This window comes from Streptomyces sp. NPDC028331, assembly GCF_055565775.1.
On the sequence record NZ_JBVHTR010000026.1, the window covers coordinates 40,267 to 65,402 of the forward strand.

The following is a 25,136-nucleotide window of genomic DNA, read 5'->3' on the forward strand; positions in this document are numbered from 1 at the left end:
GCGGGCGAGCCGGTTCAGCCCCCGTCGGGCTCGGGCTCGCGGTCGGCGGGAGCGGGCCGCGGCAGGCGTATCACCACCGTGCCCGACGCCAGGTCGATCGGGCCACGGCCCGGATCGCCGTCCGTGATGTCCACCCGGGTCAGCTCCAGACGCTTCTGCTCGTCATGGGTGTGTTTGCGGCCCGGTGCGAACAGTTCCTCGAACATGTTGAACACGGTGCCTCCCTCGGCCCGGGCCCCCCAGCCTAGGCCTCAGCCCGCGGCCTGCACAGGGGGCGCCTCCGCGGGGAACAACCGCAGGCGGTGTGCCACCGCCGCCGCCTCGCCCCGGCCCGAGACGCCCATCTTGGCCAGGATGTTCGAGACGTGGACGCTGGCGGTCTTCGGGGAGATGAACAGCTCCTCGGCTATCTGCCGGTTGCTGCGGCCGATCGCGACCAGGCGGAGCACGTCGCGCTCCCGGTTGGTCAGCCCCAAGGACTCGGCGGGGTCGAGCGCGGCCGGTTCCGGGGTGTGGGCGACGGCGAGGCGGGCGCGCCGGGCGAGGAGGGCGACCGAGTCGGCGAGCGGCCGGGCACCGAGGTGGCCGGCCACCGCTCCGGCCAGCCGCAGCAGTTCGGCGGCCCGCTCGCGGGCGTCCTCGTCGGCCCCCGGGGCGAGCAGGGACTCGGCGAGCCGGTGCCGGACCCGGGCCAGGTCGTACGGGCGGTCCAGGGCCTCGAAGGCGGTCACGGCCTCCGCCCAGGCATCCGGCGTGCCACGGCCCTCGGCGCGCTCCAGTTCGGCGCGGACCCAGCATGCGTACGCCTGCCACACCGGCACGTTCGCGGGGAGCCCCTTGGCGGTGCGGCGGATCCGCTCCAGCGTCTCGGCGCGGCCCGGTTCGGCGGCGGGCAGCCCGTGCGCGTCGGCCTCGGCGGTGGCGGCGGCGAGCAGCACCGGCCAGCCGTAGCGCTGGGTGCCGGGCGGGAACCCTCGGGCCAGGGCGGTGGCGAACGCGGCGCGGGCCTCGGGCAGGCGCCCCTCGCCGGCGGCGATCCCGATCGCGACGTGCTCCAGCCTCAACTCGTGCTGCGGCATGGTGTCGTGCGTGCCCAGGTACGCGCGGGCGGCCGCCAGTTGCCGTCCTGCTTCCGCCAGGTCGCCGCGGGCGAGCGCGAGGTGCGCGTGGATCGTGGCGCGGAAGGCGCGGGGCTTGGCGCTCTGGCCGACCCGCTCGGCGTTGGTCGCGGCCTCGGCGGCCTCGTCCCAGCGGCCCAGGGAGTAGAGGGATTCGCCGAGGTTGCCCCACACCCAGGCCTCGGAGTCCGTCAGCCCCAGCTTCCGGGTGATCTCCAGGCCCTCGCGCAGCACCTCGACGGCCTCCCGGGAACGGCCGATGCCTTCCAGGTGGGACGGCAGGTTCACATGCAGGCGGCCCCTCACATAGGCCTCGCCGAGGGCGGCCGCCCGCTCCTTGACCTCGTAGATCTCCGCGAGCCCGGTGTCGATGTCACCCGCGTCGACGAGGAGGCCGCCCAGGGTGAGGCGGGCGTTGAGCTCGATGTCGCGGGCGCCCACCATGCGCGCGTACTCGACGGCGCGCTCGGCGGCGGAAAAGGCGTCGGGGCCGGGTTCATGCAGCATCGACCAGCCGGCGACCGTGGCGAGCACCTCGGCGTGGACCTCCGAGGGCGGCAGTCCCCGTACCAGTTCCTGCGCGGTGGTGAGCTCCTTCCAGCCGTCGCCGCGGCCCGTGTGCTGCACGAGCCGGGAGCGCTGCACCCAGAACCAGGCGGCGCGCAGCGGATCGGGGTCCTCCTCCAGCAGACGCAGGGCCCGCTTGGTGATCTTCAGGGCACGTTCCCGTTCCCCGCACAACCGGCCGGCCACGGCCGCCTCCGCCATCAGGTCCAGATAGCGCAGGGGTGTCGTCGCCGGGTCGCCGCCGCAGGGCGGGTAGACCTCGGCGTGGTCCACGGGCCGTAGGGCCGCCCGTACGTCGTCGGGGGCGTGGTCCCACAGCTCCATCGCCCGCTCCAGGAGCCGCAGTTGTTCGGAGTGGGCGTGCCGGCGGCGGGCCTCGACCGCGGCGTCGAGCACGGCGGGCAGGGCCTTGGCGGCGTCGTGCGCGTGGTACCAGTAGCTGGCCAGGCGGGTGGCCCGCTGGTCGGCTGGAACGAGCGTGGGGTCGGCCTCCAGGGCCTCGGCGTAGCGCCGGTTGAGGCGGGAGCGCTCGCCGGGGAGCAGGTCGTCGCTGACGGCTTCGCGGACCAGGGAGTGGCGGAAGCGGTAGCCGTCGCCGTCCGGGGTGGCGATGAGGATGTTGGCGCCGACGGCGGAGCGCAGCGCCTCGATGAGGTCGTCCTCGGCGAGTGAGGCGACGGCCGCGAGGAGGCGGTACTCCACGGTGGAGCCGCCCTCGGCGACGGTCCGGACGATCCGCTGGGCGGCCTCGGGCAGTGCCTCGACGCGGACGAGGAGGAGGTCGCGCAGGGAGTCGGTGAGGCCGGTGCAGCAGCCGTCCTGGGCGGCCACCGCCAGTTCCTCCACGAAGAACGCGTTGCCGTCGGAGCGGGCGAAGATGTCGTCGACCTGGGCGGGATCGGGGTCGGCGGCGAGGATGCCGGCGATCTGGCGCTCGACCTCGGTGCGGTTGAAGCGGCCCAGCTCGATGCGGCGGACGGTGCGCAGGCGGTCGAGTTCGGCGAGGAGCGGGCGCAGCGGGTGGCGGCGGTGGATGTCGTCGGAGCGGTAGGTGGCGACGACGACCAGGCGGCCGCTGCGCAGGGTGCGCAGGAGGTAGGCGAGCAGGTGCCGGGTGGAGGCGTCCGCCCAGTGCAGGTCCTCCAGGGCGAGGACGACGGTGCGGCGGGCGGCGATCCGCTCGAGCAGGCGGGCGGTGAGTTCGAAGAGGCGGGCCATGCCTTCCTCGTCGTCCCGCGGGCCGCGGCGGGCCTCGCCGAGTTCGGGCAGCAGCCGCGCCAGTTCCTCCTCCTGGCCTGCGGCGGCCTCGGCGAGTTCCTCGGGGAGCTGTCGGCGCAGGGCGCGCAGGGCGGTGGAGAACGGCGCGAAGGGCAGACCGTCGGCGCCGATCTCGACGCAGCCGCCGAGCGCGACGATCGTGTCCCGGCGGGCCGCGGCCGCCGTGAACTCCTCCAGCAGCCGGGTCTTGCCGACACCCGCCTCGCCCCCGACGAGCAGCGCCTGGGGTTCCCCGTCCGCGGCGCGGGCGAGCGCGTCGTGCAACGCGCCCAACTCCTCGCCGCGGCCGACGAATACGGGGCTTACGGACCTGGTCTCCACGCTCCCGAGCATGTCACGAGCCACTGACGGTGCGGCACCGATTATCCGCACCGGTGACGCCGAAGCGGCCGCCCCCGGTGATTCCGGGGCGGCCGCTGTGGTGAGCCGGCCGGGGTCGGCGTGCGCCGGGCGCATGGGGCCCGGGTCGCCGTACTCCCGTGGTTCCGCGTTCACGCCGCGCGGGCGAACCCGGTCCGGCCCCGGCCGGAACTATGGGACCGGGCCTGGCGGGCGGCGTCGGACTCCTGACGGCGGCGCCGGGCCGCACGGGCGAGGCGGTGGTTGTCGGCCTCGCGGATCAGCTCGGCGGAACGGATCTTGTAGAGCTCGTACGCGAACATGCGCGTCCCCCTCGGTGGTTGTGGTGCCGCTTCGCTTGCTGCGGTGCCTCAACCTTCGTTTCCGAGGGGCCTCACGCGCATCGGGAAAGTTCCGCATCTTCCTTGGCCTCGGGGGCCTTAGATGCGAAGAAGGGCCTTAGAGCCCCGGCGAGCATGCCGGAGACGTCTAAGGCCCCTCGGAAGATGCGGTCCTCAGCCTGCGGAGGGCAGGCCGAGCAGGACGTCCGTGTACTTCAGCACGGCCAGGAGCAGGCCGACGACACCCAGGGCGACACCGCCCCACGCGACCGACTTCAGCCACGCGGGCTGCGGCTTTCCGGGCACCCCGAACGCCGGCCGGGCCAGCACCACGACGCCCACGATCAGCGCGGCCAGCGCGAACAGGCCCGCCCACAGCGCGGTGGCGTGCCAGGCGTCGCCGTAGACCGCCTTGATCTGCTTGGCGACGCTCGCCTGGGACGAGGTCCGCAACTGGCCGACCAGTTGCTGGCGCGCCCCGGCCACGGTGCCGAGCCAGCTCCCGCTGAGCGAGACCAGGCCGAGCGCGGCCGACACCACGGCCCCGGCGCCCTGGCCGACCCCGGAGGGACCCTCCGCCTCGGCCGTCGCCTCCGCCGCCTCAGTGGCCTCGGCGGCCTCCGCCGCCTCGTCGGCCTGGGTGACCTCCGCCTTCTCCTCGTCGTTCGTCGCCTCGACGCCGCTCACGGCCCCGGCCTCGTCCACTGTCTTGGTTCCCATGCCTCGCACCGTACGGACGCTGTCTGAGAGGTCTCTTAATGATCGTCTACGACTGATCGTCGCCGTCGGCACGCGTGCGTGCCGGACGACGCGTACCACTCCACACGGTGCATGCCGCGCTCGTCAAACGCCCGGTCGACGAGCACCCGCGCCCCGCGCGTGACCAGCCCCCGCCCGGCCCCCGCGGTCTCCAGCCGGCAGTCGCGGTTCGGCTCGGTCGTCACCCGGGGATGTCGCGTACATCCTTCTCCCGCCCCTGCTCCTGCTCCTGCTCCTGCTCCTTCAGCAGTACGTCGACCAGGGCGTCCTCTTCGGGACGCCGCCCCGGAATCACCGCACGGCACTCCGGCGGTTCGATGCTGATCCGCGGCAGCCTGCGCTCCAGCCAGGAGGGAAGCCACCAGTTGGCGGCGCCGAGGAGGTGCATCAGGGCGGGGACGAGAAGGGTGCGCAGGACGAAGGCGTCCAGGGCGACGGCGGAGGCGAGCGCGATGCCGAACATCGCGATCACCCGGTCACCGTCGAGCACGAAGGACAGGAAGACGGAGATCATGATGACGGCGGCCGAGTTGATCACCCGGCCGGTCTCGGCGAGCCCGATGCGCACGGCACGGCGGTTGTCACCGGTCTCCAGCCATTCCTCGTACATGCGGCTGACCAGGAACACCTGGTAGTCCATGGAGAGCCCGAACAGCACCGAGACCATGATCACCGGGAGGAAGGGCTCGATCGGCCCGGCGCTGCCGAGGCCCAGCAAATCGCTCCCCCAGCCCCACTGGAAGATCGCGACGACCACTCCGAAGGCGGCGGCGACGGCGGCGAGGTTCATCGCGGCGGCCTTCAGCGGGATACCGAAGGACCGGAAGGCCAGCAGGAGCAGCACGCAGCCCAGGCCGATCACCACGCTCACGAACAGGGGCAGCTTGCCGACGATCACGCTCGCGAAGTCGTCGTAGCCGGCCGTCACCCCACCCACGTACAGGTCCAGCGTGGTGCCCCGCTCGGCGCGCGGCAGCACGTCGGAGCGCAGCCGTTTGACCAGGTCGCTGGTCTGCTGGGACTGCGGGGCGGAGTCCGGTACGACGGTGAGGTACGCCGTGGTGCCGCTGCTGTCGTACGTCACCGGCGTCACGGCGGCGACGCCCCGGGTGGCGGCGAGCGTGGAGTCGAGGTTGTCGAGGGCGAGCTTGTCCTCGGCGCCGCCGACCTTGCCGACCAGGGTGAGCGGGCCGTTGACGCCGGGGCCGAAGCCCTCGGCGATCAGGTCGTAGGCCTGCCGGGTGGTCGACGACTTCGGGTCGTTGCCCTGGTCGGAGGTGCCCAGGTGAAGGGAGAGCGTGGGCAGCGCGAGCAGGGCCATGACGGCGAGGGCGACGGCGCCCAGCTTCTTGGGGTGGCGTTCGACGAACGCGGACCAACGGGCGGACAGCCCGGTCGGCATCTCGGGTTCGGGCCCGTGCTCGTAGAGCTTGCGCCGCTCGCGCCTGCTCAGGGCGCGCGGGCCGATGAACGACAGCAGCGCGGGCAGCAGGGTCACCGAGGCCGCGACGGTGAGCAGCACGGTCAGGCAGGCGGCGACCGCGACGCCGTTGAGGAAGCCGAGCCGCAGGATCAGCATGCCGAGCAGCGCGATGCACACGGTGGCGCCCGCGAAGACGACGGCCCGTCCGGTGGTGGCGACGGCGTTCACGGCGGCCTCGGCCACCGGGACGCCGCGCTTGAGGCTGCGGCGGTGCCTGGTCACGATGAACAGCGCGTAGTCGATGCCGACGCCGAGCCCGATCAGCAGGCCGAGCATGGGCGCGAAGTCGGCGACGGTCATCGCGTGCCCGAGCAGGCCGATGCCGAAGTAGGCGGTGCCCACACCGATCAGCGCGGTCGCGATGGGCAGCAGGGAGGCGGCGAGGGAGCCGAAGGCGAGGAAGAGGACCACGGCGGCGACGGCCACGCCGATGGCCTCGGCGAGGTGCCCGCCCTGCGCCTCGGTGAGCGAGACGGCGCTGCCGCCGAGTTCCACCTCGAGCCCACGGGTCTGGGCGGCCTTGGCGGCGCTGACGACGGCCTGGGCCTGGCCCTTCTTGATGTCCTGGGCCTCGTGGGCGAAGGTGACCGTGGCGTACGCGGTGTGGCCGTCGCGGCTGATCGCGTCGCCGCGGTCCCCTTCGTAGGGGTTGGTGACGGAGGCCACGCCGGGCAGGTCCGCGATGCGGTCCAGGGTGCGGGTCATCGTCTGCTCGACGTCGGTGTCGCGCACGCCGCCGGTGGAGGTGTGCCAGACGACGGTGTCGCTGTCGCCGCTGAGGTGCGGGAAACTCTTCTGGATCAGTCGGTAGGCGCGGTCGGACTCGGTGCCGGGGGCGCCGTAGTTGTTCGAGTACGCGGAGCCCGCGACGGCTGCCGCGGAGGTGACGCCGGCGAAGGCGATCAGCCACAGCAGGACCGTGAGAAGGCGGTGGCGGACACACCAACGTGCAAGGGCTGCCACGGACGTGCTCCCTGGGGTATTTCGTGGATCTTTGCCCGGGGACAGCCGCTAATGGAACTGAACAGCCCGCAAAGAACACATGAGCAATCCACAACACTTTCGCAGCCCATGAAGATCCTTTGTCGCTTTCGTGGGTTTCCTCACAGGAGTGGGACCTAAGTCACAGGACAATCCCAGCAACTCTGTCGCCTCATAAGGTTTTTGTAAGCGAAGAAGGGGCAGTACACCAGGTTCGGTGTACTGCCCCAGGGGACCGTTCCGCGAAGCCGGTCAGCCCTCGCTGACGCCGAGCTTCTGAAGGATCAGCTCCTTGACGCGGGCGGCGTCGGCCTGGCCGCGGGTGGCCTTCATGACGGCGCCGACCAGGGCGCCGGCCGCGGCCACCTTGCCGCCGCGGATCTTGTCCGCGATGGCCGGGTTGCCGGCGATGGCCTCGTCGACGGCGGCGGTCAGCGCGCCCTCGTCGGAGACGACCTTCAGACCGCGCTTGTCGACGACCTCGTCCGGGGTGCCCTCGCCCGCGAGGACGCCCTCGATGACCTGGCGGGCCAGCTTGTCGTTCAGGTCGCCCGACTCCACCAGCTTGGTCACGCGCGCGACCTGCTCCGGCGTGATGGGCAGCTCGTCGAGGGCCTTGCCCGACTCGTTGGCGTTGCGGGCCAGTTCGCCCATCCACCACTTGCGCGCGGCGGCCGCGTCGGCCCCCGCGTCGATGGTGGCGACGATCAGGTCCAGGGCACCGGCGTTGAGGATCGCCTGCATGTCGGTCGCGGAGACGCCCCACTCCTCGCGCAGCCGGTTGCGGCGCACCAGCGGCAGCTCGGGCAGCGAGGCGCGCAGCTCCTCGACCCACTCGCGCGGGGGCGCGACCGGCACCAGGTCCGGCTCGGGGAAGTACCGGTAGTCCTCGGCCTCCTCCTTGGTGCGGCCCGAGGTGGTGGTGCCGGTGTCCTCGTGGAAGTGGCGGGTCTCCTGGATCACCGTGCCGCCGCTGTCGAGGACGGCGGCGTGGCGCTGGATCTCGTAGCGGCAGGCACGCTCGACCGAGCGCAGCGAGTTGACGTTCTTGGTCTCGCTGCGGGTGCCGAACTTCTCGGCGCCCTTCGGCATCAGCGACAGGTTCACATCACAGCGCATCTGGCCCATCTCCATCCGGGCCTCGGAGACGCCGAGCGCCCGGATGAGCTCGCGCAGCTCACGGACGTACGCCTTCGCCACCTCGGGGGCGCGCTCCCCGGCGCCGACGATCGGCTTGGTGACGATCTCGATCAGCGGGATGCCGGCACGGTTGTAGTCCAGCAGCGAGTGCTGGGCGCCGTGGATACGGCCGGTGGCGCCGCCGACGTGCGTCGACTTGCCGGTGTCCTCCTCCATGTGGGCGCGCTCGATCTCCACGCGGAAGGTGGTGCCGTCCTCGAGCTGCACGTCGAGGTAGCCGTTGAAGGCGATCGGCTCGTCGTACTGGGAGGTCTGGAAGTTCTTCGGCATGTCCGGATAGAAGTAGTTCTTCCGGGCGAAGCGGCACCACTCGGCGATCTCGCAGTTCAGCGCGAGACCGATCCGGATCGCGGACTCCACCCCGGTCGCGTTGACGACCGGGAGGGAGCCTGGCAGGCCGAGGCAGGTCGGGCAGGTCTGCGAGTTGGGCTCGGCGCCGAGCGCCGTGGAGCAGCCGCAGAACATCTTGGTCCTGGTGCCGAGTTCGACATGGACCTCGAGGCCCATGACGGGGTCGTACGACGCCAGCGCGTCCTCGTACGACACCAGGTCGGTCATGGTGGTCACGGTGAAACTTTCCCTCTCAGCCCAGCAGGACGTCGTCGTCGCCCAGGCGCTTCAGCTCCCGCACGAGCAGGGCGAGACCGGTGACGATGGCGGCGGCGGACACGGCGGCGTCGATCAGGCGCAGCGTGTCGTGTTCGAGGCGGGCCTTCTTGACCTGCTTCGCGACACTGATCGCGCCGAACGCGGTGGTGGCCATGGACAGGTACGTACCGGACTTGGACTTCTTGAAGCCCTTGGCCTTGGACAGTGCCTTACTCACAGCGACGGAGCCTCCTCGAGAAGCGGGTGCCCCCACTTTTCCACGAAGGCGGCCTCGACGGCGGCGCCGACCTTGTACAGCCGGTCGTCCTTCATCGCCGGGGCGATGATCTGCAGGCCGACGGGGAGGTTGTCCTCGGGTGCGAGGCCGCAGGGCAGCGACATGGCGGCGTTGCCGGCCAGGTTGACCGGGATGGTGCACAGGTCCGCCAGGTACATGGCCATCGGGTCGTCGGCGCGCTCGCCGATCGGGAAGGCCGTGGTGGGCGTCGTGGGCGACACGATCACATCCACCTTCTCGAACGACTTCTCGAAGTCGCGGGTGATGAGCGTGCGGACCTTCTGGGCGGAGCCGTAGTACGCGTCGTAGTAGCCGCTCGACAGCGCGTAGGTGCCGAGCATGATGCGGCGCTTGACCTCGGGGCCGAAGCCCTCCGCGCGGGTCAGCGAGGTGACCTCCTCGGCGGAGTGCGCGCCGTCGTCGCCGGAGCGCAGACCGTAACGCAGGCCGTCGAAGCGGGCGAGGTTGCTGGAGCACTCGCTCGGCGCGATCAGGTAGTACGCGGCCAGCGCCAGGTCGAAGGACGGGCAGTCCAGCTCGACGATCTCGGCGCCGAGCTCCTTCAGGAGCGCGACCGACTCGTCGAAGCGCTGCAGGACGCCCGCCTGGTAGCCCTCGCCGCGGAACTGCTTGACGACACCGACGCGCATGCCCTCCACGGAGCCGCTGCGGGCGGCCTCGACGACCGGCGGCACCGGGGCGTCGATGGAGGTGGAGTCCAGCGGGTCGTGCCCGGCGATGACCTCGTGCAGCAGGGCCGCGTCCAGGACCGTGCGGGCGCAGGGGCCGCCCTGGTCGAGGGAGCTGGAGAAGGCGACCATGCCGTAGCGGGAGACGCCGCCGTACGTCGGCTTGACGCCGACCGTGCCGGTGACGGCCGCGGGCTGGCGGATGGAGCCGCCGGTGTCGGTGCCGATGGCCAGGGGCGCCTGGAAGGAGGCGAGCGCGGCGCTCGACCCGCCGCCGGAACCGCCGGGGATGCGGGTGAGGTCCCACGGGTTGCCGGTCGGCCCGAACGCGCTGTTCTCCGTCGACGACCCCATGGCGAACTCGTCCATGTTGGTCTTGCCGAGGATGACGACGTCGGCTGCCTTCAGCTTCTTGGTGAGGGTGGCGTCGTACGGCGGGATCCAGCCCTCGAGGATCTTGGAGCCGACGGTCGTCGGGATGCCCTCGGTGGTGAAGATGTCCTTCAGCGCGAGGGGCACACCGGCGAGCGGGCCGAGCGTCTCGCCGCGCTCCCGCTTCTCGTCGACGGCACGGGCCTGGGCGAGCGCGCCCTCGCGGTCGACGTGCAGGAAGGCGTGCACCTTCTCGTCGACGGCCTCGATCCGGGCGAGGTGGGCCTCGGTGACCTCGACCGCGGTCAGCTCGCCGGAGGCGATCTTCGCCGCGGTCTCGGCGGCGGTGAGCCGGATGATGCTGTTCTTGTCCGTCATGGCGGGCTACTCCTCCCCCAGGATCTGCGGCACCTTGAAACGCTGCTGCTCCTGGGCCGGGGCGCCGGACAGCGCCTGCTCGGGGGTGAGCGACGGACGGACCTCGTCCGGGCGCATGACATTCGTCAGCGGCAGCGGGTGAGAGGTCGGCGGTACGTCTTGGTCGGCGACCTCGCTGACGCGGGCGACCGCGCCGATGATGTCGTCGAGCTGGCCTGCGAAGTGGTCGAGCTCTTCGGGCTTCAGCTCCAGACGCGCCAGCCGGGCGAGGTGGGCGACCTCCTCGCGCGTGATGCCAGGCATGCAGCGATCCTCTGGGGTGAGTGTGTGTGCTTTGGCCCAATCCTATGGGGCGGGGGCCACTCGCCGTGAAACGGTTTGCCGGGCCCGCCCCCGCCCCGGCCTCGTCGCGTCCGGGAAGGGCGCCCGCCCTTCAGCTTCGGCGCCCTTCCCAGGCGTCGCTGCGCAGGAAGTGGTTGTCGTAGAGGTCCTGTACCTCCAGCAGGCTCTCCGGGGTGGCCTCGCCGAGCGCGATGCGCTGGAGGTGGCGGAAGTACTCGAAGCGTTCGACGCCCGGCGTGATGACGATGAGCAGGTCGGCGTCCGCGCCGGGTACGGCCGCGAAGGCGTGCGGCTTGCCGGGCGGGACGATGACGAGGTCGCCGGGTCCGGCGGTGACGACGTCCTCCCCGGAGAGGATGTCGGCGGCGCCGTCGAGCAGGAAGAACATCTCTGCGGAGTTGTCGTGCCAGTGCGGCTTGGCACCGTCGGCGCCGCCCTTGAGGGTGACGCGCTGGGTGGACAGGGCACCTCCGGTCGCGCTGCTGTCGGCGAGCAGACGGATGGTGGTGGGCGCGCGACCGACGACTTCGGCCTCGGCCTCGCGAACGATTACGGACTCCTCGAACTTCGGTACGAACAGCGACATGTGTGACCCCCTGGTGTCGGTATCGGCGTGATCAGACGGCGAAGAGCAGGCCGGCACTGATGAGGACAACGACCGCGGTGGCGAAGTGGATCCCGAAGGCCACGGCCCTCGCGCCGCCGTGACGCAGGACTATCAGCGTGTCCACGAGCGGGACGAGTGCCACGCAGACCATGAACCAGGCCTCGGCCCGAGCACCGGCGAAGGCCAGCAGCGCGAGACCCACCAGTCCGAGGGCGCCGTCCCTGAGGCCCTTGATCGACAGATAGGCGCCGGCTTCGCCACGGGGGTCGGCCGGGACGCCGTAGCCCGCCGCGGCGGACGCGGGCTGGAACCAGAAGCGGTAGCCGAGGAACAGGCAGAACAGGTCGAGCAGGACGGCCAGGGTGTACGCGGTGACGGTCATGTCTCTTCTCCCCATCGAGTGGACTAGCGATGCTAGCGACAAGAGCGACGCTATCAGAGCATCGACAGATTGGCTAGCGCCGCTAGTCTTTCGAGCATGACGATCCAGACGCGCCGGGAGCGCGAGCGAGCGGAACGCGAGCGGCTGATCGTGACGGCCGCGCGGGAACTGGCGGAGGCCGAGGGCTGGGACGCCGTCACCACCCGGCGGCTCGCCGCCGAGATCGAGTACAGCCAGCCCGTCCTGTACAGCCACTTCAAGGGCAAGGACGCCATCATGGCGGCGGTCGCGGTGCAGGGGTGCGCCGAGTTGGCCGGCGAGTTGCGGGCGGCCCGCACGGCGGCCGACGGCACGCGCGGGGCGCTGGCGGCGGTCGGCGAGGCGTACACCGCCTTCGCGCGGCGGCGGCCCGCGCTGTACGACGCGATCTTCACCCACCCCGTGGACCTGCCGTTCGCCACGCCCGAGGCGCCCGCCGCCCTGCACGAGGCGTTCGGTGAACTGCTCCGGGCCGTGGCGCCCATCGCCCGGGAGGGGGAGGACCCGGGTCTGCTCACGGAGACCTACTGGGCCGCGCTGCACGGGCTGGTCACGCTGATGCGCAGCGGACGCCTGCCGGCCGACGCCCATGACCGCCGGCTCGCCCTGCTGATCGGGCACTTCGCGGCGGGAACGAGCTGATCACGCAGGGGGAATGCGCTAGCCGAGCCGCCCCGGGTCGTCCGCGGTCGCCGCGGGCAGCGCGGCCCTGGGGCGCTGCCACCCCCGCACTCCCCGGGCCCGCAGCCACGCCGTCGTCTCCTCCGCCGGCATCGCCGCCGCGACCAGCCACCCCTGCACCGCGTCGCAGCCCAGGTCCCGCAGCCGCTCCCAGGTCTCGTCGTCCTCCACGCCCTCGGCGACGACGAGCAGGCCCAGCGAATGCGCGAGGTCCACCGTGCAGCGCACGATCTCGGCGTCCTCCGCGTCCACCGCGAGCCGCGCCACGAACGACCGGTCGATCTTCAGCTCGCTCACCGGCAGCCGCCGCAGGTGCACGAGCGAGGAGTAGCCGGTGCCGAAGTCGTCCAGGGACATCTTCACGCCGTGCCCGGCCAGCCCCGCCAGCGTGTCCGCGGCCCGCTGGGGGTCCTCCAGGAGCACGTGCTCCGTGATCTCGAGCTGGAGCGCCCCCGCCGGCACCCCGTGCCGCGCCAGCCGGGCCGCGACCGACCCCGCGAATCCCGGCGTGTGGACGTCCCGCGGCGAGACGTTCACCGCGACCGGAACCGTGAGTCCCTGCGCCCGCCACCGCGCCACCTGTTCGAGCGCCGTCTCCAGCACGTACTCCGTCAGGTGCGGCATCAGACCGGAGGACTCCGCGATCGCGATGAACTCGTCCGGCGGCACCTTCCCGCGCTCGGGGTGCACCCACCGCACGAGCGCCTCGAGCCCGGCGACCTGGCCGTCGAACCGCACCTTCGGCTGGTAGTGCAACTGCACTTCGTGCGCGTCCAGCGCGCGCCGCAGATCACCCAGCAGTCCGAGCCGGTCCGGTGTGTTCGAGTCCCGCTTGGACTCGTAGACCTCCACCCCGGTGCGGTCCCGCTTCGCCTGGTACATCGCGACGTCCGCGCGCCGCAGCAGCCCCTCCGCGTCCAGCGCGTGGTCGGGGAAGACGGCGACCCCGGCGCTGGCCTCCAGGACGAGCGTGAGCCCGTCGAGGTCGAGCGGCGAACTGAGCGCGGCGACCAGGTTGCGGGCCGCCCGTGACGCGGACGTCGTGGAGTCCGCGATCGGCAGTAACACCGCGAACTCGTCACCCCCGAGCCGCGCGGCCTCCGCTCCGCGCGGCAGGGCCATGCGGAGCCGCTCGGCTATCTGGAGCAGCAGCCGGTCGCCGGCGAGGTGGCCGAGCGTGTCGTTCACCGAGCGGAAACGGTCGAGGTCGATCAGCATCAGGGCGGCCCGTGCCCCGATCCGCTCGGCGTCGTCGAGCGCCGTCCAGGTGCGCTCCAGCAGCCACTGGCGGTTGGGCAGCCCGGTCAGCCGGTCGCGCAGCCGCTCCTCGGCGCGGGCCCGGGCTATCCACAGGGTGGAGTCGAGGGCGATGAGCGGGATGGCGAACAGCGGCAACAGGACCGGCACGGCCACGGCGACGACGCAGACCAGCGGGGCGATGCCGAGCAGCGCCACGGCGACGAGGCCCTGCCGGAACAGGGCGGTGCGGGCCACGGTGGGCAGCCCGCCGGTGCGCGGCGCGTGCAGGTACCACAGCAGCAGCCGGGTCACCGCGAGGTAGGCGGTGGCGACGAGGGCGACCTGGGGGGCGGCGTAGAGGGTCCAGGTCTCCGGGTTCCAGGGGGTCTCGACGGTCGGGACGCGCCCGAAGGCGGCCAGTACGAGGGCGCCGGCACCGATGCCGAGGAGGTCGACCGCGCCGTGCAGTATGCCCTGCCGCCAGCGGTCCAGCCGGGCTATGCCGACCAGTACGACGACGGTGAGGCTGACCATTCCGGCGGGCACCCAGCCGTACAGCAGCAGGACGGCGAGGGTGAGGGCGGCGCCCGAGCCCGTGCTGCCCCACCAGCGGGAACGGCCGAGCATGACCAGGTGGCCGACGATGATGCCGGTGAGCACGGCCAGGGACCAGCCGACGGCACCGGAGGGGAACAGCGCGTGGTGTTCGCCGAACGCGCGGTAGAAGCCCGCGCCGAGGACGAACCCGGCGGCCGCGACGACCGCCGCGGGCAGCGCGGGCCACGACATCTGCCGCTCGCCGTCCTGGCCGGGCAGCCCGGAGGAACCGCCGGCGGCGAGCGCGCCGGTGCCGGGCGGCAGGGCCGGCAGCGGGGTCGTGCCCGGAGGGCTCCCCGCCGGTGCTCCGGCGCCGGGGCCGGGGGCCGCGCCCGGCAGGGCCCGTGGCACGGCGCGCAGGCCGCCCGTGACCGCGTGCCCGGACGGCCGTACGATCCGGCGCCCCGCCCGCCAGGCACCGGAGACCCGGCGCAGACGCAGCCGTGAGTCCGGGGCGGCGCTCTTGGTCGGTTCCATTCCCGTCCCTCTCACAGCCGGTGCCCTCGCCACGCGGCCCGATGCCCGACGCACCGTCAACGACACCGCGTCTGAAAACCCACCACGCGTCCGGGCACGGCAGGCGCACAGCTCAACAGTAGGCCGCAGAAGGCTTTCACGGGCAGCGGTCGTCGACGGTTGCCCGAATACGACCCGGCCACCCGTATGCATCTGGTATGCGCCGAACGGGTGACCTTCAACCGCTACTCCCCGGTCGGCAGCGCGACTTCCGCGGCTGCTTCGGGCCCTTGTTCCAACAGGACGGCGAAACCGCTCTCATCCAGCACGGGGACCTTCAACTGCATCGCCTTGTCGTACTTCGACCCGGGGTTCTCACCCACCACGACGAAGGACGTCTTCTTGGAGACAGAACCGGTCACTTTCGCGCCGCGGCTCTGCAGCGCCTCCTTCGCGCCGTCCCGCGTGTACTGCTCGAGCGTTCCGGTGACGACGACCGTCAGCCCCTCCAGCGGACGCGGCCCCTCCTCCTCGCCGGAGCCCTCCTCCTCCATGCGGACGCCCGCGGCCTTCCACTTGCGGAGGATGTCGCGGTGCCAGTCCTCGGCGAACCACTGCTTGAGGGAGGCGGCGATGATCGGGCCGACGCCGTCGGTGGCCGCAAGCTCTTCTTCGCTCGCCTGGTCGATACGGTCGATGGACCGGAACTCCCGGGCCAGCGCCTCCGCCGCCACCGGGCCGACATGACGGATCGACAGGCCCGTCAGGATGCGGGCCAGCGGGCGCTGCTTGGCCGCCGCGATGTTCTCCAGCATCGCGAGGGCGTTCTTCTTCGGCTCGCCCTGCTGGTTGGCGAAGACCGTGGCGATCTTCTCCTGACCGGTCTTCGGGTCGCGCTTGGGCAGACCGCTGTCCTGGTCGAGGACGTACGCCTTGATGGGCAGCAGTTCCTCGACGGTGAGGTCGAACAGGTCGCCCTCGTCCTTCAGCGGCGGTTCGGCCGGCTCGAGCGGCTTGGTCAGGGCGGCGGCGGCCACGTATCCGAAGTGCTCGATGTCCAGCGCCTTGCGGCCGGCGAGGTAGAACAGGCGCTCGCGCAACTGCGCGGGGCACGTCCGCGCGTTCGGGCAGCGGAGGTCCACGTCGCCCTCCTTCATGGGCCGCAGCGGTGTCCCGCACTCGGGGCACTCGGACGGCATTACGAACTCACGTTCGGTTCCGTCGCGCAGATCGACGACCGGGCCGAGGATCTCGGGGATGACGTCGCCGGCCTTGCGCAGCACCACCGTGTCGCCGATGAGCACGCCCTTGGCCTTGACCACGTCCTGGTTGTGCAGGGTGGCGAACTCGACCTCCGAGCCGGCCACCGTGACCGGTTCGACCTGCGCGTACGGAGTGACCCGGCCCGTACGGCCCACGCCCACGCGGATGTTGATGAGCTTGGTGTTGACCTCCTCCGGCGCGTACTTGTACGCGATCGCCCAGCGCGGGGCACGCGAGGTGGAGCCGAGACGGCCCTGGAGCGGGATCTCGTCGAGCTTGACGACGACTCCGTCGATCTCGTGCTCCACGGAGTGGCGGTTCTCTCCGAAGTAGGCGATGAACTGCCGTACGCCGTCGAGGTCGTCGACCACCTTGTTGTGCCGGGCGGTGGGCAGGCCCCAGGAGTGCAGCAGGTCGTAGGCCTCGGAGAGGCGGGTCAGGCCGTCCTTGAAGCCCTTCAGGGCGCCGATGCCGTGCACCACCATGTGCAGCGGGCGGGTGGCCGTGATGCGCGGGTCCTTCTGGCGCAGGGAACCGGCCGCCGCGTTGCGCGGGTTGGCGAAGGGCTTGTCGCCGCCCGCCACCAGGCGGGCGTTCAGCTCCTCGAACTTCTCCATCGGGAAGTAGACCTCGCCGCGGATCTCCACCAGATCCGGGACGCGGTCGCCCTTGAGGCGGTCCGGGATCTCCGCGATCGTGCGGACGTTCGGGGTGATGTCCTCGCCGGTGCGGCCGTCGCCGCGGGTCGCCGCGCGTGTGAGGCGGCCGTGCTCGTACGTGAGATTGACCGCGAGGCCGTCGACCTTCAGCTCGCACAGGAAGTGGTACGCCGAGGTGCCCACCTCCTTGGCGACACGATCGGCCCAGGCGGCGAGTTCCTCGTCGTCGAACGCGTTGTCCAGGGAGAGCATGCGTTCGCGGTGCTGGACGGCCGTGAACTCCGTCTCGTACGCCCCCGCGACCTTCTGGGTGGGCGAGTCGGGCGTGCGCAGCTCCGGGTACTGCTCCTCGAGCGCCTCGAGGGAGCGCAGGAGCCGGTCGAACTCCGCGTCGCTGATGACGGGAGCGTCCTTCACGTAGTAGCGGAAGCGGTGCTCCTCGATCTGCTCGGCGAGCTGCGCGTGCTGCTCCCGGGCCTCGGCGGGCACCGTCGTCTCCGCTTGCTTGTCGCCGGCCACCGTGTTGTCCTCCCGTTACTCTGGGTTGTCCGCGAGGGATCTCGCCGCCCGGACGCAGTGGGCGAGGGCCTTGCGTGCGTAGTCCGGGGAGGCGCCCGCGAGCCCGCACGTCGGCGTGACCGTGACGGTGTCCGCGAGAAGCCCCGGACGCAGCCCCAGCCTGCGCCACAGCGTCCTGACACCCATGACGCTACCGGCAGGGTCTGACAATGGGCCGTCCGCGGACGGCACGACCCCGGCGAACAGCCGCGTACCCCCCTCCACGGCTTCCCCGATCGCCTCGTCGTCACGCTCGGTGAGCAGCGAGAAGTCGAAGGAGACGGCCGCGGCACCGGCCCGGCGCAGGAGGGCGAAGGGGACGTCCGGCGCACACGAGTGCACCACGACCGGGCCGTCCGTGTGCACGCCGACCACGTCCCGCAGCGTGGCCTCGACGATCTGCCGGTCGACGGCGCGGTGGGTGCGGTAGCCGCTCGCGGTCTTCACCCGGCCGCGCAGGACGGCGGTCAGGGACGGTTCGTCGAGCTGGAGGACGAGCCGGGCGCCCGGGATCCGGCGCCGCACCTCGTCGAGGTGGAGCCGCAGGCCCTCGGCGAGCGAGCCGGCGAGGTCCCGGCAGGCGCCGGGGTCGGACAGGGCGGCCTCGCCGTTCTTCAGCTCCAGCGCGGCGGCAAGCGTCCACGGGCCCACCGCCTGCACCTTCAGCGGCCCCTCGTAGTCCTGGGTGAACTCCTCCAGCGCGTCGAGGTCCTCCCCGAGCCAGGAGCGGGCCCGCCGGGTGTCCCGCCCCGGCCGGTCCCCGAACCGCCAGCCGCTGGGCTCCACGCGCGCGTACAGGTCGACGAGCATCCCGGCGGTCCGCCCGATCATGTCCGCGCCGGGCCCACGCGCCGGCAGCTCGGCCAGAAACGGAAAGTCCTCGAAGCTCCCGGTGACGGTCTTGGCGGCCTCCCGGGCGTCCCCACCGGGCATGGACCCTACGCCGGTGGCGGCACCGAACGTGAACTGGCTGCTTTCACTCACCCCGGCAGCCTATGCAATCGCGCGGTGCGCTCACCGCCCCGGCCGTACCGTCACGTCGTTGACCTCCGCGTCCCGCGGCAGGTCCAGGCACATCAGGACCGTCGTCGCCACCGACTCGGGGTCGATCCACCGGGACGGGTCGTACTGCTTGCCCTCCTGCTGGTGGACCTTGGCCTGCATGGGGCTCGCCGTGCGGCCGGGGTAGACGGAGGTGACCCGGACGCCCTGCGCGTGCTCCTCCTCGCGCAGGGAGTCCGCGAGGGCCTTCAGGCCGTGCTTGGAGGCCGCGTACGCCGACCACTCCGCGTGGGCGTTCAGGCCCGCCCCCGAGTTCACGAACACCACGTGGCCGCGTGCGGCGCGAAGCTGGGGCAGGAAGAGACGGGTCAGCTCGGCGGGCGCCACCAGGTTGACGTCGAGCTGGTGGTGCCAGGACTTCGGGGTCAGCTCGCCGATCCGGCCCAGGTCGACCACGCCCGCGATGTGCAGCAGGGAGTCCACCCGGTCCGGAACGCTCTGGTGCGAGAACGCCCAGGACAGCCTGTCGGGCTCCGCGAGGTCGCCGACCAGCGTGCTGGCCCCGGGGAACGCCGCCGCCAGTTCCTTCGCCCGCCCCGCGTCGCGCGCGTGCAGCACGAGGTCGTCCCCGCGCGCGTGCAGGCGGCGGGCGACGGCCGCGCCGATGCCGGAGCCCGCACCGGTGATCACATGAGTAGCCATGCCCGCCATGCTCGCACCACGGCGTCACTGGATCCCCAGCGACTCCTCCAGGTACGCCAGCGCCCCCACCGGCTCCTCCGCGAAGAACACCAGGTCGGCGAGGGGCCTGGGCAGGAAGCCCTCGTCCTCCATGCGCCGGAACTGCTCCTTGAGGCCGTCGTAGAAGCCCGCCGTGTTCAGCAGGACCACCGGCTTGTCCGTGTGCCCGTGCTTCTTCAGCTCCAGGATCTCGGTCGCCTCGTCCAGCGTCCCGGTCCCGCCGACCATGATCACGACACCGTCGGCCTTCTCCAGGAGCAGCTTCTTGCGCTCGGCGAGGTCCTTGGCGACCACCATCTCGTCGACGCCCGCCCTCGCCCTGTCCGAGAGGAACTCGACGGAGACGCCCACCAGCCGCCCGCCGGCCTCGTGCACCCCGTCCGCGACCACTTTCATCAGCCCGACGTCGGAGCCGCCCCACACCAGGGTGTGCCCGCCCTTGCCGAGCAGTTCGGCGAACTCGCGGGCGGGCCGCGTGTAGGTCTCGGAGAGGTCGGCGGCGGAGAGGAAGACGCAGATGTTCATGCCGACCACCGTACGCGGGAAGAACCGGGCCCCCGCGAGCGCTTTTCCGGTATGGCCGAAGGACACACGATCACCATCGAGCAGGGCGACCGGCACGTGCGCGTGGTGCACGACGGACAGGTCCTGGCGGACAGCGACCGCCCCCTGGTACTGCGCGAGACCGGCTGTCCCGTGCGGTACTACATCCCCGTCGAGGATGTCCGAATGGACCTCCTGACACCCTCGGACACCCACACGGTCTGCCCCTTCAAGGGCACGGCGTCGTACTGGTCCCTGCCGGACGCGCCGGACCTCGTCTGGGCGTATCCGGACCCCAAGCCGGACGTCGCCCGGATCAAGGACCACCTCTGCTTCTACGAAGTGGAGGTGTCGTGACCGATTAGCGCCGCGGTCTGCGGCAGTCTCGAAAGCATGGACAAGCAGACCATCTCGCGCGACGGCACCCCCATCGCCTACGAACGCACCGGCAAGGGCCCGGCGGTCGTCCTCGTGAGCGGCGCGATGTCCACGGGCGCCACGGTGGCGCCCCTGGCCGCGCGGCTCTCGGACCGCTTCAGCGTCATCGTGTACGACCGCCGGGGCCGTGGCGCGAGCGGCGACACGGCCCCGTACGCGGTGGACCGCGAGGTCGAGGACCTGGCGGCGCTCATCGAGGCGGCGGGCGGCGAGGCCTCCCTGTACGGCGTCTCGTCGGGCGGCGCGCTGGCGCTCCGGGCGGCGGCGAGCGAGCTGCCGGTCCGTCACGTCGCCGTGTACGAGGTGCCGTTCGCCGACTACGGGCCGAGCGGCGCCGAGGTGCGCGCGGCCTACAGCCGGAACCTGGGCGAGGCGCTGGCGGACGGCCGGCGCGGGGACGCGGTGGAGCTGTTCCTGCGGCTGACCGGACTGGCCGAGGCGGTGATCGCGACCGCGCGCCAGTCCCCCATGTGGGCGGACATGGAGGCGATCGCGCACACCCTCGCCTACGACGACGCCGCGATGGGCGACGGCCTGGTGCCCCGGGAGCTGCTGGCCTCGATCACGGTCCCGGTCCTGGCGGTCGCGGGCGACGCCGGCCCGCAGTGGCTGCGCGAGGCGGCCGAGGCGATCGCCCGGGCGGCACCCCGGGGCACGTACCGCACGCTGGCGGGCCAGACCCACATGGTGGATCCCGAGGTGCTCGCGCCGGTGCTGGCGGAGTTCTTCGACCGGTAGCCCGCCGGTGTGCCGAGGGCTACGCGACCGCCGTGGTCGCCCGCGTCGTCGACGCGATCGTCGCCGAGCCCACCACGCGCGTGCCGTCGTACAGGACGATCGCCTGGCCGGGGGCCACGCCGCGGACCGGCTCGGTGAAGCGGACCCGGAGTTCGCCGTCGATCAGCTCGGCGGTCACCTCGGTCTCGCCGCCGTGGGCGCGGAGCTGGGCCGTGTAGGTGCCGGGGCCGGTGGGGGCCGTTCCGCACCAGCGGGGCTTGATGGCGGTCAGTGCCGAGACGTCCAGGGCGGACGCGGGGCCGACGGTGACCGTGTTCGTCACCGGGGAGATGTCCAGGACGTAGCGCGGTTTGCCGTCCGGGGCCGGGGTGCCGATCCTGAGGCCCTTGCGCTGGCCGATCGTGAAGCCGTACGCGCCGTCGTGCGTGCCCAGCCTGGCGCCGGACTCGTCGACGATGTCGCCCTCCGCCCTGCCGAGCCGGCGGGCCAGGAAGCCCTGGGTGTCGCCGTCGGCGATGAAGCAGATGTCGTGCGAGTCGGGCTTCTTGGCGACCGCGAGACCGCGGCGCTCGGCCTCCGCGCGGATCTCGTCCTTGGTGGTGAGCGTGTCACCGAGCGGGAACATGGCGTGCGCGAGCTGCCTCTCGTCGAGCACGCCGAGGACGTAGGACTGGTCCTTCGCCATGTCGGAGGCCCGGTGGAGCTCGCGGGTGCCGTCGGGCAGGGTCACGATCTTCGCGTAGTGGCCGGTGCAGACGGCGTCGAAGCCGAGGGCCAGCGCCTTGTCGAGGAGCGCAGCGAACTTGATCTTCTCGTTGCAGCGCAGGCACGGGTTCGGGGTGCGCCCGGCCTCGTACTCGGCGACGAAGTCCTCGACGACGTCCTCGCGGAACCTGTCGGCGAGGTCCCAGACGTAGAACGGGATGCCGATGACGTCCGCGGCGCGGCGGGCGTCCCGCGAGTCCTCGATGGTGCAACAGCCGCGGGCGCCCGTGCGGAACGACTGCGGGTTCGCGGACAGCGCGAGGTGGACGCCGGTCACGTCGTGGCCCGCCTCGGCGGCGCGGGCGGCGGCGACGGCGGAGTCGACCCCGCCGGACATGGCGGCGAGGACGCGGAGGGGGCGCTGCGGGGTGTCAGTCATAGCCCTTCAAGGGTACGGGGCCGCGGGAACCGCTGTCGGCGAGTATCCGTTGACGATCACAGCGGGGATCACAGGGGGGTCACATGGCGGACAGGGACGGCGACCGGCGGCTCGGGCGGCGGGCGCTGGTCCTCGGCGGCACGGCGGCCGCCGTGGGCACGGCCGTGCTGGCCCGGCGGGAGCTGGGGCACGTGTGGTGGCGGCTGCCCGGCGTCGAGAAGCCGCGGGTGGAGGGCGCGGTCGACTTCGCGGGCGCCCGGTGGGTGGCGGCGTCGCCGGCGAACCTGCGGCGCGCGGACCGGCCGGACGACTACGGCATAGACCGTGTGATCATCCATGTCACCCAGGGCGGCTACAGCAGCGCGGTGAAGGCGTTCCAGGACCCGGGACACGGCGCGGCGGCGCATTACATCGTGCGCCGGGACGGCCGCATCACACAGATGATCCGCGAGCTGGACGTGGCGTTCCACGCGGGCAACCGGGAGTACAACGAGCGCAGCGTCGGCATCGAGCACGAGGGGTTCGTGGAGCGGGCCTCGTCCTTCACCGACGCGATGTACGCCGCGTCGGCGCGGCTCACGGCGGCGGTCTGCGGGCGGTACGGGATACCCGTCGACCGTGAGCACATCATCGGGCACGCCCAGGTGCCGGGGACGGACCACACGGATCCGGGGCCGCACTGGGACTGGGAGCGGTACATCGGGCTGGTGGGGCGGGAGCGGGCGGCGCGGGCGCGGTAGGGCTCGGACGACCCGGTCAGGTCAGTCCCGCCGTGCGCGCGCGCTCCACCGCCGGGCCGATCGCCTTCGCGACCGCCTCCACGTCGGCCTCCGTGGACGTGTGGCCCAGGGAGAAGCGCAGGGTGCCGCGGGCGAGGTCCGGGTCGGCGCCGGTGGCGAGCAGGACATGGCTCGGCTGGGCCACCCCCGCCGTGCAGGCGGAGCCCGTGGAGCACTCGATGCCCTGTGCGTCCAGCAGCAGGAGCAGGGAGTCGCCCTCGCAGCCGGGGAACGTGAAGTGGGCGTTGGCCGGGAGCCGGTCCACCGGGTCGCCGCCCAGGATCGCGTCCGGGACGGCCTTGCGGACCTCCTCGATCAGGTCGTCGCGCAGGGCGCCGATCTCGCGGGCGAACCACTCGCGCTGCTCGGCGGCGAGCCGCCCGGCGACCGCGAAGGAGGCGATGGCGGGCACGTCCAGGGTGCCGGAGCGCACATGGCGTTCCTGGCCGCCGCCGTGCAGCACCGGGACGGGGCTGTACTGGCGGCCGAGGACCAGCGCGCCGATGCCGTACGGGCCACCGATCTTGTGGCCGGAGACCGTCATCGCGGCGAGGCCCGAGGCCTCGAAGTCGACGGGGACCTGGCCGAAGGCCTGGACGGCGTCCGCGTGCAGCGGGACGTCGAACTCGTGCGCGGTCTCGGCCAGTTCGCGGACCGGCATGACGGTGCCGATCTCGTTGTTGGCCCACATCACGGTGGCGAGGGCCACGTCGTGGGGGTCCCGGGCGATGGCCTCGCGCAGGGCCTCGGGGTGGACACGGCCGTAGGAGTCGACGGGCAGGTACTCGACGGTGGCGCCCTCGTGTTCGCCGAGCCAGTGGACGGCGTCCAGCACGGCGTGGTGTTCCACGGGGCTCGCGAGGACCCGGGTGCGGGCCGGGTCGGCGGCGCGGCGGGCCCAGTACAGGCCCTTCACGGCGAGGTTGTCGGCCTCGGTGCCGCCGGAGGTGAAGACGACCTCGCTGGGGCGGGCGCCGAGGGCCTCGGCGAGGGTTTCGCGGGCCTCTTCGACGGTGCGCCTCGCGCGGCGGCCCGATGCGTGCAGCGAGGAGGCGTTGCCGGTGATGCCGAGGTGCGCGGTCAGCGCCTCTGCCGCCTCGGGGAGCATCGGGGTGGTCGCGGCGTGGTCGAGGTATGCCATGGTGCGGCCAATTCTAGGCCCCCCTCTTTTCCCGGCCGGTGCCGCCGGGCCTCGGCGCCGCCTCACCCGGCGCCGCGGTGGCGGCGGTCAGAAGTTCCAGGACACCGTGTGGTCGAGCTGCATGAACGTCACCAGGACCACCAGGTCCGCGACGCCCAGGCCGAGGCCCAGCAGGGCACGGCCCCGGCGGGTGGTGCCGCGCCACAGGGCCACCGCGGCCAGGACGACGGCGATCGGGCCCAGCACGACGTTGAGGACCAGCAGGCCGAGGAGGCCGAGGATGAAGGACGCCACGGCCATGCCGTTGGCGTCGCGCACGCCGGTGCGGCCGGCGGCCGGAGCGGCGGTCTGCTCGCCGTGTGCGGTGGCGTCCTGGACGTGTGTGTCGGCGTTCTTGGTTCGTACGGCGGTGAGTTGCATGACGGTCAGCTCCCGAAAGTCGGTTGACGTACGGCGGTTCAGTGGGCCGACGTGTGCCGGCGGCGCCCGTGCCGCTCGCGGAGCGCGAAGACCGCGAGCCATACGGCGATGACGGCCGCGGTGACGAGGGTGAAGGAGAGCGGGGCGTGGGCCACGGTGCCCAGGACGGTGCCCAGCAGCAGGAGTGCGGCGACGAGGAACAACATGGGACGAGATCCCCCTTCGGGATGTCTCTCGTGACGTTTCGGTGAACGATTGTGGTTACAGTTGTTCACTGACTTCCCAGTCTAGCGCGTCTCATGACTTTCCAATTCCAGAGAACAGTTGTTAACTGCATGGCATGAGTCACACCCTCGGCATCCGGCAGGCCCAGAAGCAGAAGACCCGGCAGGCGCTGCTGGACGCGGCGCTCGGCCTGCTGGAGGAGCAGAGCCTGAGCAGCCTGGGTCTGCGCGAGGTCACGCGCGCGGTCGGCGTCGCACCGACCGCCTTCTACCGGCATTTCCGGTCGACCGCGGACCTCGGCGTCGAGCTGGTCGAGGAGGCCCTCGGCAGCCTCCACCCGATGATCGAGACCACGGTCTCCGCGACCGGCGACAGCGACGAACGCATCGAGCGCGCCGTTGCGCTGATCGCCCGTCATGTGGACGCGTACCCCGCACACGTACGGTTCATCGCCCGGGAACGGCACGGCGGCGTGCAGCCGGTGCGGGAGGCGATACGCCGGCAACTGGCCCGGTTCGCCGAGGAGGTCAAGGTCGCGCTGGCCGAGCACCCCGAGTCCGCGGGGTGGAGCGACGAGGATCTGCTGATGCTCGCGGGTCTGTACGTCGACCAGATGCTGGTGACGGCCTCCCAGTTCCTGGAGGCGATGGAGGGCGGCGCCGAGGACCGGGAGCGGGTGGCCCGGCTCGCGAGCCAGCGGATGCGGCTGATCAGCATCGGCCGCCACCACTGGAAGGAGTGACGGCGCGAC

General features: G+C 72.2%; 25 protein-coding genes and 1 pseudogene. 5 read left to right on the forward strand and 21 right to left on the reverse strand.

Annotation, left to right across the window (positions count from 1 at the left end; translation table 11 throughout):
* Positions 1–14 precede the first annotated feature (14 nt).
* From ACZ4SW_RS30250 to ACZ4SW_RS30305, 12 genes and pseudogenes are all read right to left on the reverse strand, one after another.
* The gene (locus tag ACZ4SW_RS30250; protein ID WP_468251886.1) at positions 15–215 is read right to left on the reverse strand and encodes a DUF6191 domain-containing protein; all 201 of its coding nucleotides are present in this window, start codon (positions 213–215) and stop codon (positions 15–17) included.
* A gap of 36 nt (positions 216–251) precedes the next feature.
* Entirely contained in the window at positions 252–3,296 is a 3,045-nt protein-coding gene (locus ACZ4SW_RS30255; RefSeq protein ID WP_468251887.1) for a helix-turn-helix transcriptional regulator, read from the reverse strand.
* Positions 3,297–3,454: 158 nt separating this feature from the next.
* On the reverse strand, positions 3,455–3,625 hold the full coding sequence (locus ACZ4SW_RS30260) for a hypothetical protein (protein WP_468251888.1): 171 nt from the start codon (positions 3,623–3,625) through the stop codon (positions 3,455–3,457).
* A gap of 192 nt (positions 3,626–3,817) precedes the next feature.
* Positions 3,818–4,363, reverse strand: coding sequence for a hypothetical protein (locus ACZ4SW_RS30265; RefSeq protein WP_468251890.1), 546 nt, complete (start codon positions 4,361–4,363; stop codon positions 3,818–3,820).
* Positions 4,364–4,446: 83 nt separating this feature from the next.
* A pseudogene (locus tag ACZ4SW_RS30270) lies at positions 4,447–4,563 on the reverse strand (GNAT family N-acetyltransferase); the annotation flags it as partial.
* Positions 4,564–4,583: 20 nt separating this feature from the next.
* A complete protein-coding gene (locus tag ACZ4SW_RS30275) occupies positions 4,584–6,848 on the reverse strand; it encodes an MMPL family transporter (RefSeq protein WP_468251891.1) in 2,265 nt (754 codons plus the stop codon).
* A 270-nt stretch (positions 6,849–7,118) separates the two neighbouring features.
* Positions 7,119–8,633, reverse strand: coding sequence for an Asp-tRNA(Asn)/Glu-tRNA(Gln) amidotransferase subunit GatB (gene gatB, locus ACZ4SW_RS30280; RefSeq protein ID WP_468251892.1), 1,515 nt, complete (start codon positions 8,631–8,633; stop codon positions 7,119–7,121).
* Between the two features lie 16 nt (positions 8,634–8,649).
* Positions 8,650–8,892, reverse strand: a complete 243-nt coding sequence (locus tag ACZ4SW_RS30285; RefSeq protein WP_103838024.1) for a hypothetical protein — start codon at positions 8,890–8,892, stop codon at positions 8,650–8,652.
* Positions 8,889–10,391: an Asp-tRNA(Asn)/Glu-tRNA(Gln) amidotransferase subunit GatA gene (gene gatA, locus ACZ4SW_RS30290; protein WP_468251894.1), complete on the reverse strand. Its 1,503-nt coding sequence runs from the start codon at positions 10,389–10,391 to the stop codon at positions 8,889–8,891. The genes ACZ4SW_RS30285 and gatA overlap by 4 nt, the downstream gene beginning before the upstream one ends.
* Before the next feature lie 6 nt (positions 10,392–10,397).
* Complete coding sequence (gene gatC, locus ACZ4SW_RS30295) at positions 10,398–10,694, reverse strand: Asp-tRNA(Asn)/Glu-tRNA(Gln) amidotransferase subunit GatC (RefSeq protein WP_004925108.1); 297 nt, start codon at positions 10,692–10,694, stop codon at positions 10,398–10,400.
* Positions 10,695–10,824: 130 nt separating this feature from the next.
* Positions 10,825–11,319 (reverse strand): cupin domain-containing protein, encoded by a 495-nt coding sequence (locus tag ACZ4SW_RS30300; protein ID WP_468251895.1) that lies wholly within the window; start codon positions 11,317–11,319, stop codon positions 10,825–10,827.
* Positions 11,320–11,350: 31 nt separating this feature from the next.
* The gene (locus tag ACZ4SW_RS30305; protein WP_468251896.1) at positions 11,351–11,722 is read right to left on the reverse strand and encodes a DUF4267 domain-containing protein; all 372 of its coding nucleotides are present in this window, start codon (positions 11,720–11,722) and stop codon (positions 11,351–11,353) included.
* A gap of 96 nt (positions 11,723–11,818) precedes the next feature.
* On the opposite strand from ACZ4SW_RS30305, the gene ACZ4SW_RS30310 reads away from it, so the two are divergent.
* Positions 11,819–12,403 carry a TetR/AcrR family transcriptional regulator gene (locus ACZ4SW_RS30310; RefSeq protein WP_468251898.1) on the forward strand — a complete coding sequence of 195 codons (585 nt, stop codon included), beginning with the start codon at positions 11,819–11,821 and terminating at the stop codon, positions 12,401–12,403.
* Between the two features lie 18 nt (positions 12,404–12,421).
* Here ACZ4SW_RS30310 and ACZ4SW_RS30315 read toward each other — a convergent pair whose 3' ends face one another.
* The 5 genes from ACZ4SW_RS30315 to ACZ4SW_RS30335 all read right to left on the reverse strand — a co-directional run bounded on the left by ACZ4SW_RS30315 (position 12,422) and on the right by ACZ4SW_RS30335 (position 19,482).
* On the reverse strand, positions 12,422–14,755 hold the full coding sequence (locus ACZ4SW_RS30315; RefSeq protein WP_468251899.1) for a putative bifunctional diguanylate cyclase/phosphodiesterase: 2,334 nt from the start codon (positions 14,753–14,755) through the stop codon (positions 12,422–12,424).
* A gap of 224 nt (positions 14,756–14,979) precedes the next feature.
* Positions 14,980–17,175 (reverse strand): NAD-dependent DNA ligase LigA, encoded by a 2,196-nt coding sequence (ligA, locus tag ACZ4SW_RS30320; RefSeq protein ID WP_468251901.1) that lies wholly within the window; start codon positions 17,173–17,175, stop codon positions 14,980–14,982.
* A 15-nt stretch (positions 17,176–17,190) separates the two neighbouring features.
* Positions 17,191–18,198, reverse strand: coding sequence for a methionine synthase (locus ACZ4SW_RS30325; RefSeq protein WP_468251902.1), 1,008 nt, complete (start codon positions 18,196–18,198; stop codon positions 17,191–17,193).
* 30 nt (positions 18,199–18,228) lie between these two features.
* Positions 18,229–18,927, reverse strand: coding sequence for an SDR family oxidoreductase (locus ACZ4SW_RS30330; protein WP_468251903.1), 699 nt, complete (start codon positions 18,925–18,927; stop codon positions 18,229–18,231).
* A 15-nt stretch (positions 18,928–18,942) separates the two neighbouring features.
* A complete protein-coding gene (locus ACZ4SW_RS30335; RefSeq protein ID WP_468251905.1) occupies positions 18,943–19,482 on the reverse strand; it encodes an LOG family protein in 540 nt (179 codons plus the stop codon).
* A 51-nt stretch (positions 19,483–19,533) separates the two neighbouring features.
* Between ACZ4SW_RS30335 and ACZ4SW_RS30340 the strand changes: the two genes are divergently transcribed.
* A complete protein-coding gene (locus ACZ4SW_RS30340; RefSeq protein ID WP_468251906.1) occupies positions 19,534–19,857 on the forward strand; it encodes a DUF427 domain-containing protein in 324 nt (107 codons plus the stop codon).
* Positions 19,858–19,893: 36 nt separating this feature from the next.
* On the forward strand, positions 19,894–20,676 hold the full coding sequence (locus ACZ4SW_RS30345) for an alpha/beta fold hydrolase (RefSeq protein ID WP_468251907.1): 783 nt from the start codon (positions 19,894–19,896) through the stop codon (positions 20,674–20,676).
* Positions 20,677–20,695: 19 nt separating this feature from the next.
* On the opposite strand, the gene mnmA is transcribed toward ACZ4SW_RS30345, so the two are convergent.
* The gene (mnmA, locus tag ACZ4SW_RS30350; protein WP_468251909.1) at positions 20,696–21,820 is read right to left on the reverse strand and encodes a tRNA 2-thiouridine(34) synthase MnmA; all 1,125 of its coding nucleotides are present in this window, start codon (positions 21,818–21,820) and stop codon (positions 20,696–20,698) included.
* A gap of 83 nt (positions 21,821–21,903) precedes the next feature.
* On the opposite strand from mnmA, the gene ACZ4SW_RS30355 reads away from it, so the two are divergent.
* Complete coding sequence (locus ACZ4SW_RS30355; protein ID WP_468251910.1) at positions 21,904–22,560, forward strand: N-acetylmuramoyl-L-alanine amidase; 657 nt, start codon at positions 21,904–21,906, stop codon at positions 22,558–22,560.
* Between the two features lie 16 nt (positions 22,561–22,576).
* Here ACZ4SW_RS30355 and ACZ4SW_RS30360 read toward each other — a convergent pair whose 3' ends face one another.
* The 3 genes from ACZ4SW_RS30360 to ACZ4SW_RS30370 form a co-directional block, all read right to left on the reverse strand.
* Positions 22,577–23,740, reverse strand: a complete 1,164-nt coding sequence (locus tag ACZ4SW_RS30360; protein ID WP_468251912.1) for a cysteine desulfurase family protein — start codon at positions 23,738–23,740, stop codon at positions 22,577–22,579.
* Between the two features lie 87 nt (positions 23,741–23,827).
* Positions 23,828–24,160, reverse strand: a complete 333-nt coding sequence (locus ACZ4SW_RS30365) for a DUF4190 domain-containing protein (protein ID WP_468251913.1) — start codon at positions 24,158–24,160, stop codon at positions 23,828–23,830.
* 38 nt (positions 24,161–24,198) lie between these two features.
* A complete protein-coding gene (locus ACZ4SW_RS30370; RefSeq protein ID WP_468251914.1) occupies positions 24,199–24,366 on the reverse strand; it encodes a hypothetical protein in 168 nt (55 codons plus the stop codon).
* Between the two features lie 134 nt (positions 24,367–24,500).
* On the opposite strand from ACZ4SW_RS30370, the gene ACZ4SW_RS30375 reads away from it, so the two are divergent.
* Positions 24,501–25,127 (forward strand): TetR family transcriptional regulator, encoded by a 627-nt coding sequence (locus ACZ4SW_RS30375; RefSeq protein ID WP_468251916.1) that lies wholly within the window; start codon positions 24,501–24,503, stop codon positions 25,125–25,127.
* Positions 25,128–25,136 lie beyond the last annotated feature (9 nt).

Coding starts and splice junctions, on each gene's coding strand:
- ACZ4SW_RS30360 (WP_468251912.1), bottom strand. CDS start 23,740: ATGGCATACCTCGACCACGCCGCGACCACCCCGATGCTCCCCGAGGCG.
- ACZ4SW_RS30255 (WP_468251887.1), bottom strand. CDS start 3,296: ATGCTCGGGAGCGTGGAGACCAGGTCCGTAAGCCCCGTATTCGTCGGC.
- ACZ4SW_RS30365 (WP_468251913.1), bottom strand. CDS start 24,160: ATGCAACTCACCGCCGTACGAACCAAGAACGCCGACACACACGTCCAG.
- ACZ4SW_RS30305 (WP_468251896.1), bottom strand. CDS start 11,722: ATGACCGTCACCGCGTACACCCTGGCCGTCCTGCTCGACCTGTTCTGC.
- ACZ4SW_RS30310 (WP_468251898.1), top strand. CDS start 11,819: ATGACGATCCAGACGCGCCGGGAGCGCGAGCGAGCGGAACGCGAGCGG.
- ACZ4SW_RS30315 (WP_468251899.1), bottom strand. CDS start 14,755: ATGGAACCGACCAAGAGCGCCGCCCCGGACTCACGGCTGCGTCTGCGC.
- ACZ4SW_RS30340 (WP_468251906.1), top strand. CDS start 19,534: ATGGCCGAAGGACACACGATCACCATCGAGCAGGGCGACCGGCACGTG.
- gatC (WP_004925108.1), bottom strand. CDS start 10,694: ATGCCTGGCATCACGCGCGAGGAGGTCGCCCACCTCGCCCGGCTGGCG.
- ACZ4SW_RS30265 (WP_468251890.1), bottom strand. CDS start 4,363: ATGGGAACCAAGACAGTGGACGAGGCCGGGGCCGTGAGCGGCGTCGAG.
- ACZ4SW_RS30375 (WP_468251916.1), top strand. CDS start 24,501: ATGAGTCACACCCTCGGCATCCGGCAGGCCCAGAAGCAGAAGACCCGG.
- ACZ4SW_RS30260 (WP_468251888.1), bottom strand. CDS start 3,625: ATGTTCGCGTACGAGCTCTACAAGATCCGTTCCGCCGAGCTGATCCGC.
- ACZ4SW_RS30355 (WP_468251910.1), top strand. CDS start 21,904: ATGGCGGACAGGGACGGCGACCGGCGGCTCGGGCGGCGGGCGCTGGTC.
- ACZ4SW_RS30335 (WP_468251905.1), bottom strand. CDS start 19,482: ATGAACATCTGCGTCTTCCTCTCCGCCGCCGACCTCTCCGAGACCTAC.
- gatA (WP_468251894.1), bottom strand. CDS start 10,391: ATGACGGACAAGAACAGCATCATCCGGCTCACCGCCGCCGAGACCGCG.
- mnmA (WP_468251909.1), bottom strand. CDS start 21,820: ATGACTGACACCCCGCAGCGCCCCCTCCGCGTCCTCGCCGCCATGTCC.
- ACZ4SW_RS30300 (WP_468251895.1), bottom strand. CDS start 11,319: ATGTCGCTGTTCGTACCGAAGTTCGAGGAGTCCGTAATCGTTCGCGAG.
- ACZ4SW_RS30330 (WP_468251903.1), bottom strand. CDS start 18,927: ATGGCGGGCATGGCTACTCATGTGATCACCGGTGCGGGCTCCGGCATC.
- ACZ4SW_RS30370 (WP_468251914.1), bottom strand. CDS start 24,366: ATGTTGTTCCTCGTCGCCGCACTCCTGCTGCTGGGCACCGTCCTGGGC.
- ACZ4SW_RS30345 (WP_468251907.1), top strand. CDS start 19,894: ATGGACAAGCAGACCATCTCGCGCGACGGCACCCCCATCGCCTACGAA.